Source organism: Alkaliphilus transvaalensis ATCC 700919, from assembly GCF_000621485.1.
Lineage (GTDB): Bacteria > Bacillota > Clostridia > Peptostreptococcales > Natronincolaceae > Alkaliphilus > Alkaliphilus transvaalensis.
In genome coordinates, this window is sequence record NZ_JHYF01000025.1 from 1 (window position 1) to 16,246 (window position 16,246).

Sequence of the window (16,246 nt, forward strand, 5' to 3'; positions counted from 1 at the left end):
TAGGAATGGCTTATCTGTATCTCTTTCTGGCTCTGGGATGTACTCATCTACGATGTTGAATAACTCTACAATTTTGTCTCCCCATGGTCCATCTGGATCTTCTAATGCTTTTAATGCTGATCCCCTTACGATTGGAGTATCATCTCCTGGGAATTCATACATGTTTAATAAGTCTCTGATTTCCATTTCTACTAACTCTAATAATTCTTCGTCATCTACCATATCACATTTGTTTAAGAATACTACGATATATGGTACCCCTACCTGTCTAGATAAAAGGATGTGCTCTCTTGTTTGTGGCATTGGACCGTCTGCTGCTGAACATACTAAGATCGCTCCGTCCATTTGAGCTGCTCCTGTGATCATGTTCTTTACATAGTCGGCATGTCCTGGACAGTCTACGTGAGCGTAGTGTCTGTTATCTGTTTCGTACTCAACGTGAGCTGTAGAGATTGTAATACCTCTTTCTTTTTCTTCTGGTGCTTTATCGATTTGATCGAAAGCTACTGCAGAACCATGTCCATATCTCTTGTTTAATGTAATTGTGATTGCTGCTGTTAATGTTGTTTTACCGTGGTCTACGTGTCCAATTGTTCCAACGTTTACGTGGGGCTTATTTCTTTCAAATTTAGCTTTTGCCATTTTATTCTCCTCCTTAATTTAGAGATTATTAGTTTTATTTATAGTATCAAATGAAGTATGTAAATAGAAGGCAGGCTTTATGGACCTGCTATTCTATTTTCCATAATCATTACTTACCTGCTACTACCTTCTCAGCTATGCTAGCTGGTACTTGCTCGTAGTGGTCGAAGTGCATTGAATATACTGCTCTACCTTGAGTCTTAGAACGTAGGTCAGTTGCGTAACCAAACATTTCAGAAAGAGGTACATAACACTTAATTACTTGTACTCCACCTGTTCTTGGCTCCATACCTTCGATCTTACCACGTCTAGAGTTTAAGTCACCAATTACATCTCCCATGTAATCTTCAGGAGTTGTAACTTCAACCTTCATGTAAGGCTCAAGTAATACAGCCTTAGCTTTTCTCATACCTTCTTTAAATGCCATAGATCCAGCAATTTTAAAGGCCATTTCAGAAGAGTCTACCTCATGGTATGAACCATCGTATAACTCAACTTTGAAGTCAACAACTTCGAATCCAGCAAGGATACCGTTGTTCATTGCTTCTTGGATACCAGCGTCAACTGCTGGAATGTATTCTCTTGGAATAGCTCCCCCAACAACTGAGTTAACAAAGCTGTAACCTTGACCTGGCTCTTGTGGAGACATTTTAATTTTAACATGTCCGTATTGACCACGACCACCAGACTGTCTAGCATATTTACCTTCAACCTCAACAGCTTGAGTAATGGTTTCTCTGTAGGCTACCTGTGGTTTACCTACATTTGCTTCAACCTTAAATTCACGCATCATTCTATCTACGATGATTTCTAAGTGAAGCTCACCCATACCAGCGATGATTGTTTGACCAGTTTCCTCGTCAGTATATGTTTTGAAAGTTGGGTCTTCTTCTGCAAGTTTTTGTAGCGCTACACCCATCTTTTCTTGAGCTGCTTTTGTTTTTGGTTCAATAGCAACATGAATTACAGGATCAGGGAATTCCATAGACTCAAGGATAACTGCATGGTCTGGATCACATAGGGTATCTCCAGTAGTTGTATCCTTTAGTCCTACTGCAGCAGCAATATCACCTGCGTAAACTTCTGTAATTTCTTCTCTTGTGTTGGCGTGCATTTGTAGAATACGTCCGATTCTTTCTCTCTTGCCCTTAGTAGAGTTAAGAACGTAAGAACCTGAAGTTATGCTCCCAGAGTAAACTCTAAAAAAAGCTAACTTACCTACAAATGGGTCTGCCATAATTTTGAAGGCTAAAGCTGAGAATGGTTCACTATCATCTGCATGTCTCTCAGTTTCTTCTTCAGTATCAGCATCAATTCCTTTAATAGCAGGAATGTCTGTTGGAGCTGGCATATAAGCAACGATAGCATCAAGAAGTCTTTGAACTCCTTTGTTCTTGTAAGATGAACCACAGCATACTGGAGTCATTTGAACATTGATTGTACCTCTTCTGATACCTTCAGCGATTTGCTCCTCTGTGAATTCTTCTCCTTCAAGGTAAGCCATCATTAACTCTTCGTCAGTCTCTGCAACTGCTTCAAGTAGTTCACTTCTATATTTTGCAGCGATTTCCTTCATGTCAGCTGGAATTTCTTCCTCTCGGATATCTTTACCTAAGTCATCCATGTAGATATAAGCAACATTTTTAACTAAGTCTATGATACCTTTAAAGTTATCCTCTGCACCAATTGGTAATTGGATTGGAACTGCATTAGCACCTAAACGTTCCTTCATCATTTTAACGGCATTGTAGAAGTCTGCCCCTAACATATCCATTTTGTTAACGAAAGCCATTCTTGGTACTTTATATTTATCAGCCTGTCTCCAAACTGTTTCAGATTGAGGTTCTACCCCACCCTTTGCACAGAATACAGCTACAGAACCGTCAAGAACCCTAAGGGATCTTTCTACCTCCACTGTGAAGTCCACGTGTCCTGGTGTATCTATAATGTTTATTCTGTGTTCTTTCCATTGGCAAGTTGTTGCAGCAGAAGTAATTGTAATACCTCTTTCCTTCTCTTGCTCCATCCAGTCCATTTGGGAAGCTCCTTCATGGGTTTCACCTAATTTACGAATTCTTCCTGCGTAGAACAGGATTCTTTCGGTTGTTGTTGTTTTACCAGCATCAATATGGGCCATGATCCCTATATTTCTGGTTTTTTCTAGCGAAATCTCTCTAGGCATCTTTATCCTCCTTCCTATAAACTGCGTATATTGCTAAGACTTCCTTCAATAGCATAACCAAGTTATGCTATTTTAGTCATCTGTTTACCATCTATAGTGAGCAAATGCTTTATTAGCCTCTGCCATTTTGTGTGTATCTTCTCTCTTCTTAACTGAAGCTCCCATGTTGTTTGCAGCATCCATGATTTCTTTAGCAAGCTTTTCAGTCATACCCTTTTCTCCTCTTTTTCTGGAGTAGGTAGTTAACCATCTTAAACCTAATGTCTGTCTTCTTTCTGGTCTAACTTCAACTGGTACTTGGTAGTTTTGACCACCAACACGTCTAGCTTTAACCTCTAAAACAGGCATGATGTTGTTCATAGCTTTTTCAAATACTTCTCCTGGCTCTTCACCAGTTTTTTCTTTGATTAAATCAAAAGCATCATAAACGATTTTTTGAGCTGTTCCTCTCTTACCATCAAGCATTAAGCTGTTGATTAACTTAGTAACAACCTTGCTTCCATACATTGGATCTGGTAATACTTCTCTTTTTGGCACATTTCCTTTTCTTGGCACCTTGCTTCCCTCCTCAATTATTTAAAAATTTGTTCATAGGTACTCGACATTTAGTTTTTAAATGCCGTCGTGCGCTTTGTAATGCTTTTCAACTTAAATCCCCTTTATGGAAAGGGGATCTTATGATCTATATGCATTATAGCTCCGATTTCCTATTTTTTAGCAGCCTTTGGTCTCTTCGCACCATATTTAGATCTACTTTGTGATCTGTTAGCTACTCCTGCAGTATCTAAAGTTCCTCTTACAATGTGGTATCTAACCCCTGGTAAGTCTTTTACTCTTCCACCTCTTATTAGAACAACACTATGTTCTTGTAAGTTGTGTCCAATTCCAGGAATGTAGGCAGTAACCTCAATACCATTTGTAAGTCTTACTCTGGCTACCTTTCTTAAAGCTGAGTTAGGCTTCTTTGGAGTAACAGTTTTAACAGACGTACAAACTCCTCTTTTTTGAGGCGCACTAATATCAGTGGATTTTCTGTGTAAAGAGTTAAATCCTTTTTGTAGTGCTGGAGCTGTTGACTTGTATTCTACTGCTTTTCTACCCTTACGTACTAACTGGCTAATTGTTGGCATCTATTGCACCTCCTTCCAAAACTTCTAAAGCTAAACATAGAAAAACATTTATCTCTTTTAAAAGATAAATTGTCTTTACCCAAGTTGTATTCATTACTTTAAAGCTGCCGCTGCTGCTGCTTCAACATCTATTTGACAGGCCTTACCTAGTTTTCTCATAGAATCGACTTTAACGATTTCTACATTTTTAGGCTCTGCTAAATCAATTAGTTGTTGGACTAAGTTTTTTTCTGCGTCTTCTGCAATATAAAGTATTTTGACTTTGTCCTGCTTTAAAGCCTTTGCCGTTTGTTTAATTCCAACGGTCTTCTTTTCGTGCTGCAGATTTTCCAGCATAAAGTTTCCTCCCTTTTTAAATATCTGGGAGATTGTTAAATCTCCCAGATGATAAAAAAGTCAACTTATTAATAACATACTACAATATTCTAACACTAGTTATATACAGTGTCAATATTTTATTTGATATTATTGATTTACAAAGGGTTCATCTTCTTCCACTTCTTCTGAGTCTACATGTATTGCAATATTTTTATACCGCTTCATACCTGTACCTGCTGGGATCAGCTTACCAATAATTACATTTTCCTTTAAGCCGATTAAGTGGTCTTCTTTTCCTTTAATAGCTGCTTCGGTTAATACTCTCGTTGTCTCCTGGAAGGAAGCCGCTGATAAGAAGGACTCTGTTGCTAAGGATGCCTTAGTAATACCCATTAAGACACTCTTATAGGTTGCAGGCTCTCTTCCATCTTGCTCTACCAAGCGATTTGCATCTTCAACAGAGAATATACTTTCAACAGCTCCTGGTAACAACTCAGTATCACCCGGTTCTTCTACTTTAACTCGATTAAGCATTTGTCTTACAATTACTTCAATATGCTTATCGTTGATATCTACCCCTTGTAGACGGTAAACCCTTTGAACTTCTTTAATGATATAGGTTTGAACACCTTCTACACCCTTAATTCTAAGGATATCATGGGGATTGATAGAACCTTGAGTAATTTCGTCACCGGCTTCAATAACTTGCCCCTGCTTAACTTTTAGTCTTGAACTATATGGAATTGTATAAGTTGAAGATTCTCCATCTTCACTTGTTACAGTAACTTCCCTTTTCTTTCTAGACTCACTCATTTCAACTTTACCAGCATTTTCACTGATAATAGCAAGACCCTTTGGTTTACGAGCTTCAAAAAGCTCCTCAACCCTCGGAAGACCCTGAGTGATATCGGCCCCTGCAACCCCTCCTGTATGGAAGGTACGCATTGTAAGCTGTGTTCCTGGTTCTCCGATTGATTGGGCTGCAATAATACCAACTGCCTCCCCAACCTTTACCGGTTCACCTGTAGCAAGGTTTCTACCGTAGCAAGTACCGCAAACACCATGTCTTGTATTACAAGTTAATACGGCTCTTATTTTAACTCTTTCAATTCCAGCTGCTATAATTTCTTCAGCTTGATCTTCATTAATTGCCTCTCCTGCAGGAACAATCACTTCTCCTGTTTCTGGATGCTTTACATCATCAAAGGCATGTCTTCCTACTAATCTATCATATAACTCTTCAATTACTTCATTTCCATCTTTAAAGGCATAGGCATATATTCCTTCAGTGGTTCCACAATCTAGCTCTCGAACAATTACGTCTTGGGATACGTCTACTAGACGTCTAGTTAAGTATCCTGAATCGGCTGTTCTTAGGGCTGTATCAGCAAGACCCTTTCTAGCTCCATGGGTAGAAGTAAAGTACTCTAATACTGATAATCCTTCACGGAAGTTAGATTTGATTGGAATCTCAACTGTACGTCCAGTTGCATTTGCCATTAGACCCCTCATACCACCCAGCTGACGAATTTGGTTCTTACTACCCCTCGCACCTGAATGGGCCATAATAAATACATTGTTTAAGTGGTCTAGTCCTGCCATTAGGGCATCTGTAACTTTTTCAGTGGTTTCTGTCCAGGTCTCAATTACCTTTTCATATCTCTCTTCGTCTGAAATTAATCCTCTTCGATAGGCCTTCTCATATTTATCAACCTTTTCTTCGGCTTGAGAAATCAATTCTGCCTTTTCTGGTGGAATATCCATATCAGTTACGGCTATGGTTACTGCACCTCTTGTGGAAAATTTAAATCCTGTAGATTTAATATAGTCAAGCATAATAGAGGTTAGGGTATTACCATGCTTTCTAAAGCACTTATCAATAACCTTTCCTAATGCTTTTTTATCACATAAGAAATCTACTTCTAAAGAGTATAGATCTTTTGTTCTATCCACAAAGCCTAAGTTTTGAGGTAGCTTTTCATTAAATATAAATCTACCTACTGTACTTTCCACCACTTTACCAGTATCTTCTTCAGAAAGTCTTCTTCTTACCTTAACTCGGGCATGAAGGTCAACTACTCCATTATCATAGGCCATTAGCATCTCTTCATGATCCTTAAAGATCATTCCTTCACCTTTAGCACCCTCAACTTCGATAGTAAGGTAGTAACTACCTAATACCATATCCTGTGTAGGAGTCGTAATTGGCTGACCATCTTTAGGGGCTAATATGTTATTTGGTGATAACATTAAGAACCTTGCCTCTGCTTGGGCTTCTACTGATAAAGGTACGTGTACCGCCATTTGGTCTCCATCGAAGTCAGCGTTGTAGGCTGTACAAACTAATGGATGTAGCTTAATCGCCTTACCTTCTACTAAAATTGGTTCGAAGGCTTGAATACCAAGTCTATGAAGGGTAGGGGCACGGTTAAGTAGTACTGGATGTTCACTAATTACCTCTTCTAATACATCCCATACTTCTGGTTTAACCTTTTCTACCATTCTCTTTGCACTCTTAATATTGTGGGCAAAGTTTTCTTCTACAAGCTTCTTCATAACGAAGGGCTTGAATAACTCTAGGGCCATTTTCTTTGGTAATCCACATTGATAGAACTTTAATTCTGGACCAACAACGATAACTGAACGTCCAGAGTAGTCAACACGTTTACCAAGTAAGTTTTGTCTAAAACGACCCTGCTTACCTTTAAGCATATCTGATAATGACTTTAATGGTCTGTTTCCAGGACCTGTTACAGGTTTCCCTCTTCTACCATTGTCAATTAGGGCATCAACAGCTTCTTGAAGCATTCTTTTTTCGTTTCTAACAATAATATCAGGTGCTCCTAAATCTAATAATCTCTTTAAACGATTATTTCGATTGATTACACGACGATATAAGTCATTTAAGTCAGAAGTAGCAAATCTACCCCCATCTAATTGCACCATTGGTCTTATTTCAGGAGGTATAACAGGGACAACATCAAGAATCATCCATTCAGGTAAGTTACCTGATAATCTAAAGGCTTCTACAACCTCAAGACGTCTAATGGTTCTAACTCTTTTTTGTCCTGTACTTTCCTTTAATTTGTATTTAAGCTCTTTACTTAAGCTTTCTAGGTCAATTTGTTGCAGAAGATCTTTAATGGCTTCTGCGCCCATTCCAGCTGTAAACTGGTAACCATACTTTTCAATGGCTTCACCATATTCCTTCTCTGTCAGAATTTGTTTTTCTGACAAAGGTGTTTCGCCTGGATCGATAACGATATAAGCTGCAAAGTATAGTACTTTTTCCAAAGATCTAGGAGACATATCTAACAATAGTCCCATTCGACTTGGGATACCTTTAAAGTACCAGATATGGGATACAGGGGCAGCAAGTTCTATATGCCCCATTCTTTCCCTTCTAACCTTTGACTTTGTTACTTCAACACCACAACGATCACAAACTACACCCTTATATCTTACCCTTTTGTATTTACCGCAATGACATTCCCAGTCCTTAGTCGGCCCAAAAATCTTTTCACAGAATAGACCTTCCTTTTCTGGTTTCAAGGTTCGATAGTTGATTGTTTCGGGCTTCTTTACCTCTCCTTTAGACCATTGTCTAATTTTTTCAGGAGAAGCCAATGATATCTGAATTGATTCGAAATTGTTTAATTCGTACAAGGAGTCTCTCTCCCTTCCCTATAGTCTAAATAAGCTCCCATCAAAGCTTAGACAACTATTATTAGTAATCATCATCAAAGTCATCAGTGTCTTCGTCTAAGAATTCTGTTGGTAAGTCACTTGATTCGAAATCATCCTCTGTCATAAACTCAACATCATTATCTATTTCTTCTTCTTCCTCTTCAATTACTGGGTCTTCACCTAAAATTTCTTCGGCATTGCCAGTAGGAGCAAGTTCAGCATGTTCTAGACTCAGTTCACCTGTATCATCATCAATAGATTCTTTAATTTCAATTTCCGTATCTTCTTCTGTCAGTACCTTCACATCAAGACACAAACTTTGAAGTTCTTTAATTAATACTTTAAAGGATTCTGGTACACCAGGTTCTGGTATGTTTTCACCCTTAACGATACACTCATATGTTTTAACACGACCCACAACGTCATCGGACTTAACTGTTAAGATTTCCTGTAGGGTATGGGCAGCTCCATAGGCCTCTAATGCCCAAACCTCCATCTCTCCAAAACGCTGTCCTCCGAATTGTGCCTTACCACCTAGAGGCTGTTGCGTTACTAACGAGTAAGGTCCTGTACTTCTTGCGTGGATCTTATCATCAACTAAATGGTGAAGCTTAAGCATATACATGTATCCTACGGTAACTGGATTATCAAAGGAATCTCCAGTTCTTCCATCATACAAGGTTAACTTCCCAGATCGTGGGTAACCTGCCTCTTCTAGTGCGTCCATAATATCCCACTCGTTAGCGCCGTCAAATACTGGTGTCGCTACCTTCCATCCTAAAGCTTTAGCAGCTAATCCAAGATGGACTTCTAATACCTGACCGATATTCATACGAGATGGTACCCCTAGTGGGTTAAGAACGATCTCTAATGGTGTTCCATCTGCAAGGAATGGCATATCTTCTTCTGGTAATACTCTGGAGATAACCCCTTTGTTACCATGGCGTCCTGCCATTTTATCCCCTACATTGATTTTTCTCTTTTTAGCAATATATACCCTCACCATTTCATTTACACCAGGTGGTAGTTCATCTCCGTTTTCTCTTGTAAATACTTTGATATCTACAATGATTCCAGATTCACCATGGGGCACCTTCAATGATGTATCTCTAACTTCTCTAGCCTTTTCTCCAAAGATAGCCCTTAAAAGCCTTTCTTCTGCCGTTAGCTCTGTTTCTCCCTTTGGAGTAACCTTACCAACTAGTATATCACCAGAATTTACCTCAGCACCAATGCGGATAATTCCTCTTTCGTCTAAGTCTTTTAGAGCTTCTTCTCCAACATTTGGAATGTCTCTTGTAATTTCCTCTGGCCCAAGCTTTGTATCTCTGGCTTCAGCTTCATATTCTTCAATATGAATTGTTGTTAATGCATCTTCCTTAACTAATTTTTCATTAATTAAGATAGCATCCTCGTAGTTATAGCCTTCCCATGTCATAAATCCAATTAGACAGTTTCTACCTAAGGCGATTTCACCATGATCAGTAGAAGGTCCATCGGCAATCACTTCTCCAGCCTTTATCTTGTCGCCTTTATTAACAATTGGCTTTTGGTTAATGCAAGTACCTTGGTTTGAACGTTTAAACTTAAGAAGCTTATAGGTATCCTTTTGTCCGTTATCATCTCTTTTAATCACGACTTCTGTAGCAGTTACTCGATCTACAATACCAGCGTTTTTGGCAACAATAACAACTCCCGAATCTACTGCAGCTTTATATTCCATACCTGTACCAATAATTGGTGCATCTGTTTTAAGTAGTGGTACCGCCTGTCGTTGCATGTTTGACCCCATTAGGGCACGGTTGGCATCGTCATTCTCTAGGAATGGGATCATGGCCGTAGCAACGGATACTACCTGTTTAGGTGAAACGTCCATATAGTCGGCTTCTTCCCTTGGGATAATATCAATCCCTCCAAAGCGGGTTCTTGCAGTTACACGTTTATTAACAAATGCCCCTTCTTCATCTAAAGGCTCATTAGCTTGGGCAACAACAAATAAATCCTCTTCATCTGCTGTTAAGTACTCAATTGTCTTAGTTACTACAGCCCTCTTTTTATCAACTTTACGATAAGGGGACTCAATAAATCCATACTCATTAACTCGAGCATAGGTACTTAGGTTGTTAATTAGCCCGATATTAGGACCCTCTGGTGTCTCGATCGGACACATACGACCATAGTGGGATTGATGAACGTCACGAACCTCAAAACCAGCTCTTTCTCTCGAAAGTCCTCCTGGTCCTAAAGCTGAAAGCCTTCTTTTGTTAGTTAACTCTGCTAAGGGATTAGTTTGATCCATAAACTGAGACAACTGAGAACTTCCAAAGAACTCCTTAACAGAAGCTGCAACTGGTCTAATGTTAATTAGAGCCTGTGGCGTAACTAGCTCAACATCTTGAATAGTCATTCTTTCCTTAACTACCCTTTCCATACGAGAAAGACCAATTCTAAATTGGTTTTGAAGAAGTTCTCCTACAGAACGTAGCCTTCTGTTACCTAAATGATCGATATCATCAACGTTACCAATTTCATGGGATAAGTTGAATACATAGTTAATGGACGCAATGATGTCTGATATGATTATATTTTTAGGAATTAATTCTCTATATCTTTCTTTAATTGCTTCTTTAATTTCTGCTTCATTTTCAAAAGTTTCTAGAATTTCCTTAAGTACTGGATAATAAACTCTTTCTTTAACCTTAAGATCGTCTATGTTAAAGTTTATGTGTTTTTTAATATCCACAAAGTGATTACCAATAACTTTTGTTGCCTTATTATCTTCTGAATAAACGAAAACTTCATTTATACCAGAGTTTTGGATTAATAGCGACATTTCTCTATCAATTTTTTGTCCTTCTTCTGCTAAAATTTCACCTGTTTGTTGATCTATGATATTTTCAGCAGCTTTTTTACCCATAATACGATTAGCAATAGATAACTTTTTATTAAATTTATATCTTCCTACCTTTGCTAAATCATAACGTTTAGGATCAAAAAATAATGTATTTAATAAAGATCTAGCATTTTCTACCGTTGGTGGTTCACCTGGTCTTAACCTTTTATAAACCTCCAATAAACCTTCTTCAGTACTTTTAGTATTGTCTTTTTCAAGTGTAGCTAAAAGTCTTTCATCTTCACCTAATAGATCTTTTATTTGTTGGTCTGTACCATAACCTAGTGCCCTCAACAACACTGTTACTGGTTGTTTACGAGTTCTATCAATCCGAACAGACACAACATCGTTAGAATCAGTTTCATATTCTAACCAAGCTCCTCTATTTGGTATTACTGTTGCTGAATATAAAGGTTTACCTGTTTTATCGATTTCTTTTCCATAATAAACTCCGGGTGATCTAACCAATTGGCTTACAATTACCCTTTCGGCACCATTAATAATAAAAGTACCTGTTTCAGTCATTAATGGGAAGTCTCCCATAAATACTTCTTGCTCTTTTACTTCACCTGTTTCCTTATTAATTAGCCTAACTTTAGCCTTAAGGGGTGCAGCATATGTAGCATCTCTTTCTTTTGATTCGCTGACATCATATTTAGGGTTATTCTCTAAATAATAATCAACAAACTCAAGAATAAGGTTACCAGTATAGTCTTCAATAGGTGATATATCACTGAAAACTTCATGGAGTCCCTCACTTAGGAACCAATTATAAGATTCCTTTTGAAGTTCGATCAAATTCGGTATATCCAATACCTCGTCAATCTGTGAATAACTCATTCTTATCTTTTTACCAACTTGAACAGGATGTGGCATTTTAATTCACTCCTTGATATAAAGGTATTAAAAGAAATTGTGTATAACCTTTTATTTATGAAAATATCCAAAAGTGGATTCACCAACTTTTGGTTGTTTAACTGTTTTTTTACATAATGCCGTATCTTCATACTATTGACACTAATTTATCTAATTATACCTATTTATATTTAAATATTTTTAAAAGTTTTATGCAATATATAATTTTATCATAACGCTACCTTGCATGTCAACATTATCTTCAATTGTTATTTCTTATGTAAATATCCATAACATTCATTAAAGTAGTCTAGCATTATTAAATAACATATGGTATAATATTTCTGTCGGAAAATTACATATGCCTTATTTATAGGGCGTTTTTTTTGTATCAAAAAATACATAAAAAGGTACTCCAGAAATCTGGAGTCCCTTTTTATTTTATGCTTTTTTGACTACTTAACAGTTACTGTTGCACCAGCTTCTTCTAATTTAGCTTTGATTGCATCAGCTTCTTCTTTAGCAACACCTTCTTTTAATGCTTTAGGAGCATTATCTACAACTTCTTTAGCTTCTTTTAATCCTAAACCAGTAAGCTCTCTTACTACTTTAATTACGTTGATTTTTGAAGCACCTGGGTTGTCTAAGATTACGTCAAACTCAGTTTGCTCTTCAGCTGCTGCTCCACCTGCTGCTCCACCTGCTACCATAACTGGTGCTGCTGCAGATACACCAAACTTTTCTTCTGCTGCTTTAACTAATTCATTTAATTCTAAAACCTTCATATTTTCAATTGCTTCTAAAATTTGCTCAATTGTCATTGAAAGCACCTCCGATATTTTTCTTTTTATAGTTTAATTTATTATTTGTATTACGCACCTTCTGCTTCTTTTTTCTCAGCGATTGCCTTAACTAAGTAAGCGAAGTTTGATACTGGAGCTTTTAAGCTGCCAAGTAATTTTGCAACAAGCACTTCTCTTGAAGGAATGTTTGCTAATTCTTTTAATTGGCTTTCGTTGTAGAATGCACCTTCAACAACACCAACTCTTAATTCTAATTTCTTGTGATCTTTAGCAAAGTTCTCAGCAATTCTTGCTGGAGCTACTGGATCATCATAACTGAAAGCTACTGCATTTGGTCCAACTAGTTCCTTCACTAATTCTTCCATACCAGCATTTTCAGCAGCTCTTCTCATAAGTGTGTTTTTGTATACTTTGTACTCAACACCAGCTTCTCTAAACTGCTTTCTTAGTTCAGTTAGTTCTTCAACTTTTAGTCCTCGATAATCTACTAGAATAGCTGCAGTTGACTTTTGAAATTTCTCAGTAATTTCTGCAACTAATTCTTTTTTCATATCAATTGCTTTTGACATAAGGACCGTCCACCTCCTTCGACTAATTTTTGTTTTATATTTTGCCGCTCAATCAATAAAATAAGGCCCCACATGGTCTTTTTCAGACATAGAGAGGCCTTCATTGTTATATTTATCAGAAGCCTCGGTAGGATATTTAAGCTTATGCACCTACGGTCTATGGCAAAATATTCACTTTTACCTTAGTCATTTTATCAATTTATAATGGTAATGTCAATGGAAATTTATGTTTTATGACGAAATTATTCAGTAACCTTTGATGGGTTAACCTTAATTCCAGGTCCCATTGTGCTAGTTAGAACAATACTCTTTAAGTATTGACCCTTAGCAGCTGCTGGTTTAGCCTTAACTACAGCTTCCATTAAAGCTCTAAAGTTTTCAGCTAACTTAGCTTCATCAAATGAAGCTTTACCAATTGGCACGTGAATAATGTTAGTCTTATCTAATCTATATTCTACCTTACCTGCTTTGATTTCATTTACAGCTTTTCCTACTTCGAAAGTAACAGTACCTGATTTAGGGTTTGGCATTAAACCTTTAGGTCCTAATACTCTACCTAGTCTACCTACAACACCCATCATGTCTGGAGTTGCAACAATTACATCGAAATCAAACCAGTTTTCATTTTGGATTTTTTGAACCATGTCTTCTGCTCCAACAAAATCTGCACCAGCTTTTTCTGCTTCAGTAGCTTTTTCGCCTTTAGCGAAAACTAATACTCTAGCAGTTTTACCAGTACCATGAGGAAGTACAATAGCACCTCTTACTTGTTGGTCTGCATGTCTTGAGTCTACACCCAATTTGATGTGGGCTTCTACAGTTTCATCGAATTTAGCAGTAGCAGTTTTCTTAGTTAACGCTACAGCATCATTAACATCATATAATTTTGCTCTATCTACTAGCTTACTTGCTTCTTGATATTTTTTTCCATGCTTTGGCATTGTAATAACCTCCTTGTGGTATTAACGGTTGTGAGAAACCTCCCACGCGTCTCTTTAACAATAGCGACAATTAGTCTTCAACAACAACACCCATACTTCTTGCAGTACCAGCGATCATGCTCATTGCACTTTCGATTGATGCAGCATTTAAGTCAGGCATTTTTAATTCAGCAATTTCTCTAATTTTAGCTTGAGAAATTTTTGCAACTTTCTTTTTGTTTGGTTCTCCAGATCCACTTTCAACACCAACAGCTTTTTTAATTAATACTGCAGCTGGTGGAGTTTTTGTAATGAAAGTAAATGATCTGTCTTGATATACAGAAATAACAACCGGAATAATTAAGCCGGCTTGGTCTGCAGTTTTTGCATTGAATTCTTTACAGAAACCCATTATATTAACACCATGTTGTCCAAGAGCTGGTCCAACTGGTGGCGCTGGAGTTGCTTTACCTGCAGGAATTTGTAATTTAATTTGTCCTGTTACTTTTTTTGCCATGTCATTTACACCTCCTTAAATAGTTGTGGCTTTGTTAAGGCCTATAAAAATATATTATTTTAGTAATCTATATTATTAATCTAATGCCTTAATTAAAGCTAGATTTAAAAACTATAATGTCTCTACCTGATGGAACTCTAATTCTACAGGGGTTTCTCTTCCAAACATTGATATTAACACTTTAAAAGTTTGTTTTTCCAAGTTGACATTCTCAATTGTTCCTATAAAACTTTCAAAAGGTCCAGAAATAACCCTTACAGTATCCCCTAACTTTAAATCAATTTCATGACGAACTTCCTCAACCCCCATACTTCTAACTTCACTTTCAGTTAAAGGTATAGGTTTAGAGCTCGGTCCTACGAATCCTGTTACCCCTCTAGTGTTTCTAACCAGATACCAAGATTCATCCGTCATAACCATTTTGATAATTACATAGCCAGGAAAAAGTTTAGATTCCTTGATTTTTTTCTTGCCATTCTTAATTTCGGCTATTTCTTCTGTTGGCACTTTTACTTCTAAAATTACATCTTCCATACCTCTGTTTTCTACCATTTTTTCAATGTTAACCTTAACCTTGTTTTCATGGCCAGAGTAGGTGTGGACAACATACCATTTTGCGTCTTGGGTCATAATTTAGGAGCATCTATCTTAGATAGACTACTCTCCCTCCTTTGAACTTAGTTTGTTACTTAAGTATTAAATTTAAGCCGAAACCAAAAGCAGTATCTAAAACCCACAACACAGCAGTTGCAGCTATACATGTACCTACAACAATTACTGTATGGTTAGATAGCTCTTTCCGGTTAGGCCAGTTTACCTTCTTAAGCTCAGATTTAACGCCTTTAAAGAACTTTCCTAAGTTTCTACTATTCTCTTTGTTAGTATTTGCTTGGGTGCTCATTTCCATTTCACATCCTTTAACACAATTTTATACTAACTACTTCGTCTCTTTGTGGGATGTATGAGATTTACAGAACTTACAGTATTTCTTCATCTCAATACGGTCTGGATTGTTTTTCTTGTTTTTAGTTGTATTGTAATTTCTTTGCTTACACTCTGTACATGCTAATGTAATTTTAACTCGCACTGTTACACCTCCTATAAAACCTAGACAAGTTTGGTATTTATTATATCACATAGGTAGCATCCATTATATATATAGTTACCTAATAAAATCTATCATACTTTGATTTTGGTGTCAATAAAAATTTACTCCTATGCCTTTGTCTATCAATAATACATCATTGGTATTTTCATTAGCAATAGCCATAGTATTCCACTTTTACCAACCAATTATTTACTAAAAATCATTTTTAGGGACTAGGTTATTCCTAGTCCCTTTTCTTTATAAAAATGAGTTTAACTAGTAACCAGTAGCTATTATTCGATGATAGAAGCTACTACTCCTGCTCCTACTGTTCTTCCACCTTCACGGATAGCGAATCTTAATCCCTCTTCTGTTGCGATTGGAGCGATTAATTCGATTTCCATTGTAATGTTATCTCCTGGCATTACCATTTCTACTCCGTCTGGTAACTTGATGCTTCCTGTTACGTCTGTTGTTCTGAAGTAGAACTGTGGTCTATATCCATCAAAGAAAGGAGTATGTCTTCCACCTTCTTCTTTCTTTAATACGTATACCTCTGCCTTAAACTTTGTATGAGGATTGATTGTACCTGGCTTAGCTAATACTTGTCCTCTTTCGATTTCTTGTCTTTGGATTCCTCTTA

15 protein-coding genes and 1 other annotated feature are annotated in these 16,246 nt (G+C 37.2%); all 15 genes read right to left on the reverse strand.

Features of this window, described 5'->3' with window-relative positions; genetic code table 11:
- Positions 1-642: GTP-binding protein (locus T335_RS0114830; protein ID WP_026478113.1), on the reverse strand; the 642-nt coding region annotated here is incomplete at its 3' end.
- A 109-nt stretch (positions 643-751) separates the two neighbouring features.
- Positions 752-2,824, reverse strand: coding sequence for an elongation factor G (fusA, locus tag T335_RS0114835; protein WP_026478243.1), 2,073 nt, complete (start codon positions 2,822-2,824; stop codon positions 752-754).
- A gap of 84 nt (positions 2,825-2,908) precedes the next feature.
- A complete protein-coding gene (rpsG, locus tag T335_RS0114840; protein WP_026478244.1) occupies positions 2,909-3,379 on the reverse strand; it encodes a 30S ribosomal protein S7 in 471 nt (156 codons plus the stop codon).
- 152 nt (positions 3,380-3,531) lie between these two features.
- A complete protein-coding gene (gene rpsL, locus T335_RS0114845; RefSeq protein WP_026478245.1) occupies positions 3,532-3,954 on the reverse strand; it encodes a 30S ribosomal protein S12 in 423 nt (140 codons plus the stop codon).
- Positions 3,955-4,047: 93 nt separating this feature from the next.
- Positions 4,048-4,290 (reverse strand): ribosomal L7Ae/L30e/S12e/Gadd45 family protein, encoded by a 243-nt coding sequence (locus T335_RS0114850; RefSeq protein WP_026478246.1) that lies wholly within the window; start codon positions 4,288-4,290, stop codon positions 4,048-4,050.
- A gap of 129 nt (positions 4,291-4,419) precedes the next feature.
- Positions 4,420-7,938, reverse strand: a complete 3,519-nt coding sequence (gene rpoC, locus T335_RS0114855) for a DNA-directed RNA polymerase subunit beta' (protein ID WP_026478247.1) — start codon at positions 7,936-7,938, stop codon at positions 4,420-4,422.
- A gap of 61 nt (positions 7,939-7,999) precedes the next feature.
- A complete protein-coding gene (rpoB, locus tag T335_RS0114860; protein ID WP_026478248.1) occupies positions 8,000-11,728 on the reverse strand; it encodes a DNA-directed RNA polymerase subunit beta in 3,729 nt (1,242 codons plus the stop codon).
- 434 nt (positions 11,729-12,162) lie between these two features.
- Positions 12,163-12,528, reverse strand: a complete 366-nt coding sequence (gene rplL / locus T335_RS0114865) for a 50S ribosomal protein L7/L12 (protein WP_026478249.1) — start codon at positions 12,526-12,528, stop codon at positions 12,163-12,165.
- Positions 12,529-12,578: 50 nt separating this feature from the next.
- A complete protein-coding gene (gene rplJ / locus T335_RS0114870) occupies positions 12,579-13,079 on the reverse strand; it encodes a 50S ribosomal protein L10 (RefSeq protein WP_026478250.1) in 501 nt (166 codons plus the stop codon).
- Between the two features lie 49 nt (positions 13,080-13,128).
- Positions 13,129-13,260, reverse strand: a sequence feature (ribosomal protein L10 leader region).
- A gap of 61 nt (positions 13,261-13,321) precedes the next feature.
- Positions 13,322-14,020: a 50S ribosomal protein L1 gene (gene rplA, locus T335_RS0114875; RefSeq protein ID WP_026478251.1), complete on the reverse strand. Its 699-nt coding sequence runs from the start codon at positions 14,018-14,020 to the stop codon at positions 13,322-13,324.
- Positions 14,021-14,090: 70 nt separating this feature from the next.
- Positions 14,091-14,516, reverse strand: a complete 426-nt coding sequence (gene rplK, locus T335_RS0114880; RefSeq protein ID WP_026478252.1) for a 50S ribosomal protein L11 — start codon at positions 14,514-14,516, stop codon at positions 14,091-14,093.
- A gap of 111 nt (positions 14,517-14,627) precedes the next feature.
- Positions 14,628-15,146 carry a transcription termination/antitermination protein NusG gene (gene nusG / locus T335_RS0114885; protein ID WP_026478253.1) on the reverse strand — a complete coding sequence of 173 codons (519 nt, stop codon included), beginning with the start codon at positions 15,144-15,146 and terminating at the stop codon, positions 14,628-14,630.
- Positions 15,147-15,201: 55 nt separating this feature from the next.
- On the reverse strand, positions 15,202-15,417 hold the full coding sequence (secE, locus tag T335_RS0114890) for a preprotein translocase subunit SecE (protein WP_026478254.1): 216 nt from the start codon (positions 15,415-15,417) through the stop codon (positions 15,202-15,204).
- A gap of 36 nt (positions 15,418-15,453) precedes the next feature.
- Positions 15,454-15,603, reverse strand: coding sequence for a 50S ribosomal protein L33 (gene rpmG, locus T335_RS0114895; RefSeq protein ID WP_026478255.1), 150 nt, complete (start codon positions 15,601-15,603; stop codon positions 15,454-15,456).
- Between the two features lie 293 nt (positions 15,604-15,896).
- On the reverse strand, positions 15,897-16,246 hold a 350-nt coding region (locus tag T335_RS0114900; RefSeq protein ID WP_026477657.1), incomplete at its 5' end, for an EF-Tu C-terminal domain-related protein.

Coding starts and splice junctions, on each gene's coding strand:
- fusA (WP_026478243.1), bottom strand. CDS start 2,824: ATGCCTAGAGAGATTTCGCTAGAAAAAACCAGAAATATAGGGATCATG.
- rplJ (WP_026478250.1), bottom strand. CDS start 13,079: ATGTCAAAAGCAATTGATATGAAAAAAGAATTAGTTGCAGAAATTACT.
- T335_RS0114850 (WP_026478246.1), bottom strand. CDS start 4,290: ATGCTGGAAAATCTGCAGCACGAAAAGAAGACCGTTGGAATTAAACAA.
- rpsL (WP_026478245.1), bottom strand. CDS start 3,954: ATGCCAACAATTAGCCAGTTAGTACGTAAGGGTAGAAAAGCAGTAGAA.
- nusG (WP_026478253.1), bottom strand. CDS start 15,146: ATGACCCAAGACGCAAAATGGTATGTTGTCCACACCTACTCTGGCCAT.
- rplA (WP_026478251.1), bottom strand. CDS start 14,020: ATGCCAAAGCATGGAAAAAAATATCAAGAAGCAAGTAAGCTAGTAGAT.
- rpoB (WP_026478248.1), bottom strand. CDS start 11,728: ATGCCACATCCTGTTCAAGTTGGTAAAAAGATAAGAATGAGTTATTCA.
- secE (WP_026478254.1), bottom strand. CDS start 15,417: ATGAGCACCCAAGCAAATACTAACAAAGAGAATAGTAGAAACTTAGGA.
- rplK (WP_026478252.1), bottom strand. CDS start 14,516: ATGGCAAAAAAAGTAACAGGACAAATTAAATTACAAATTCCTGCAGGT.
- rplL (WP_026478249.1), bottom strand. CDS start 12,528: ATGACAATTGAGCAAATTTTAGAAGCAATTGAAAATATGAAGGTTTTA.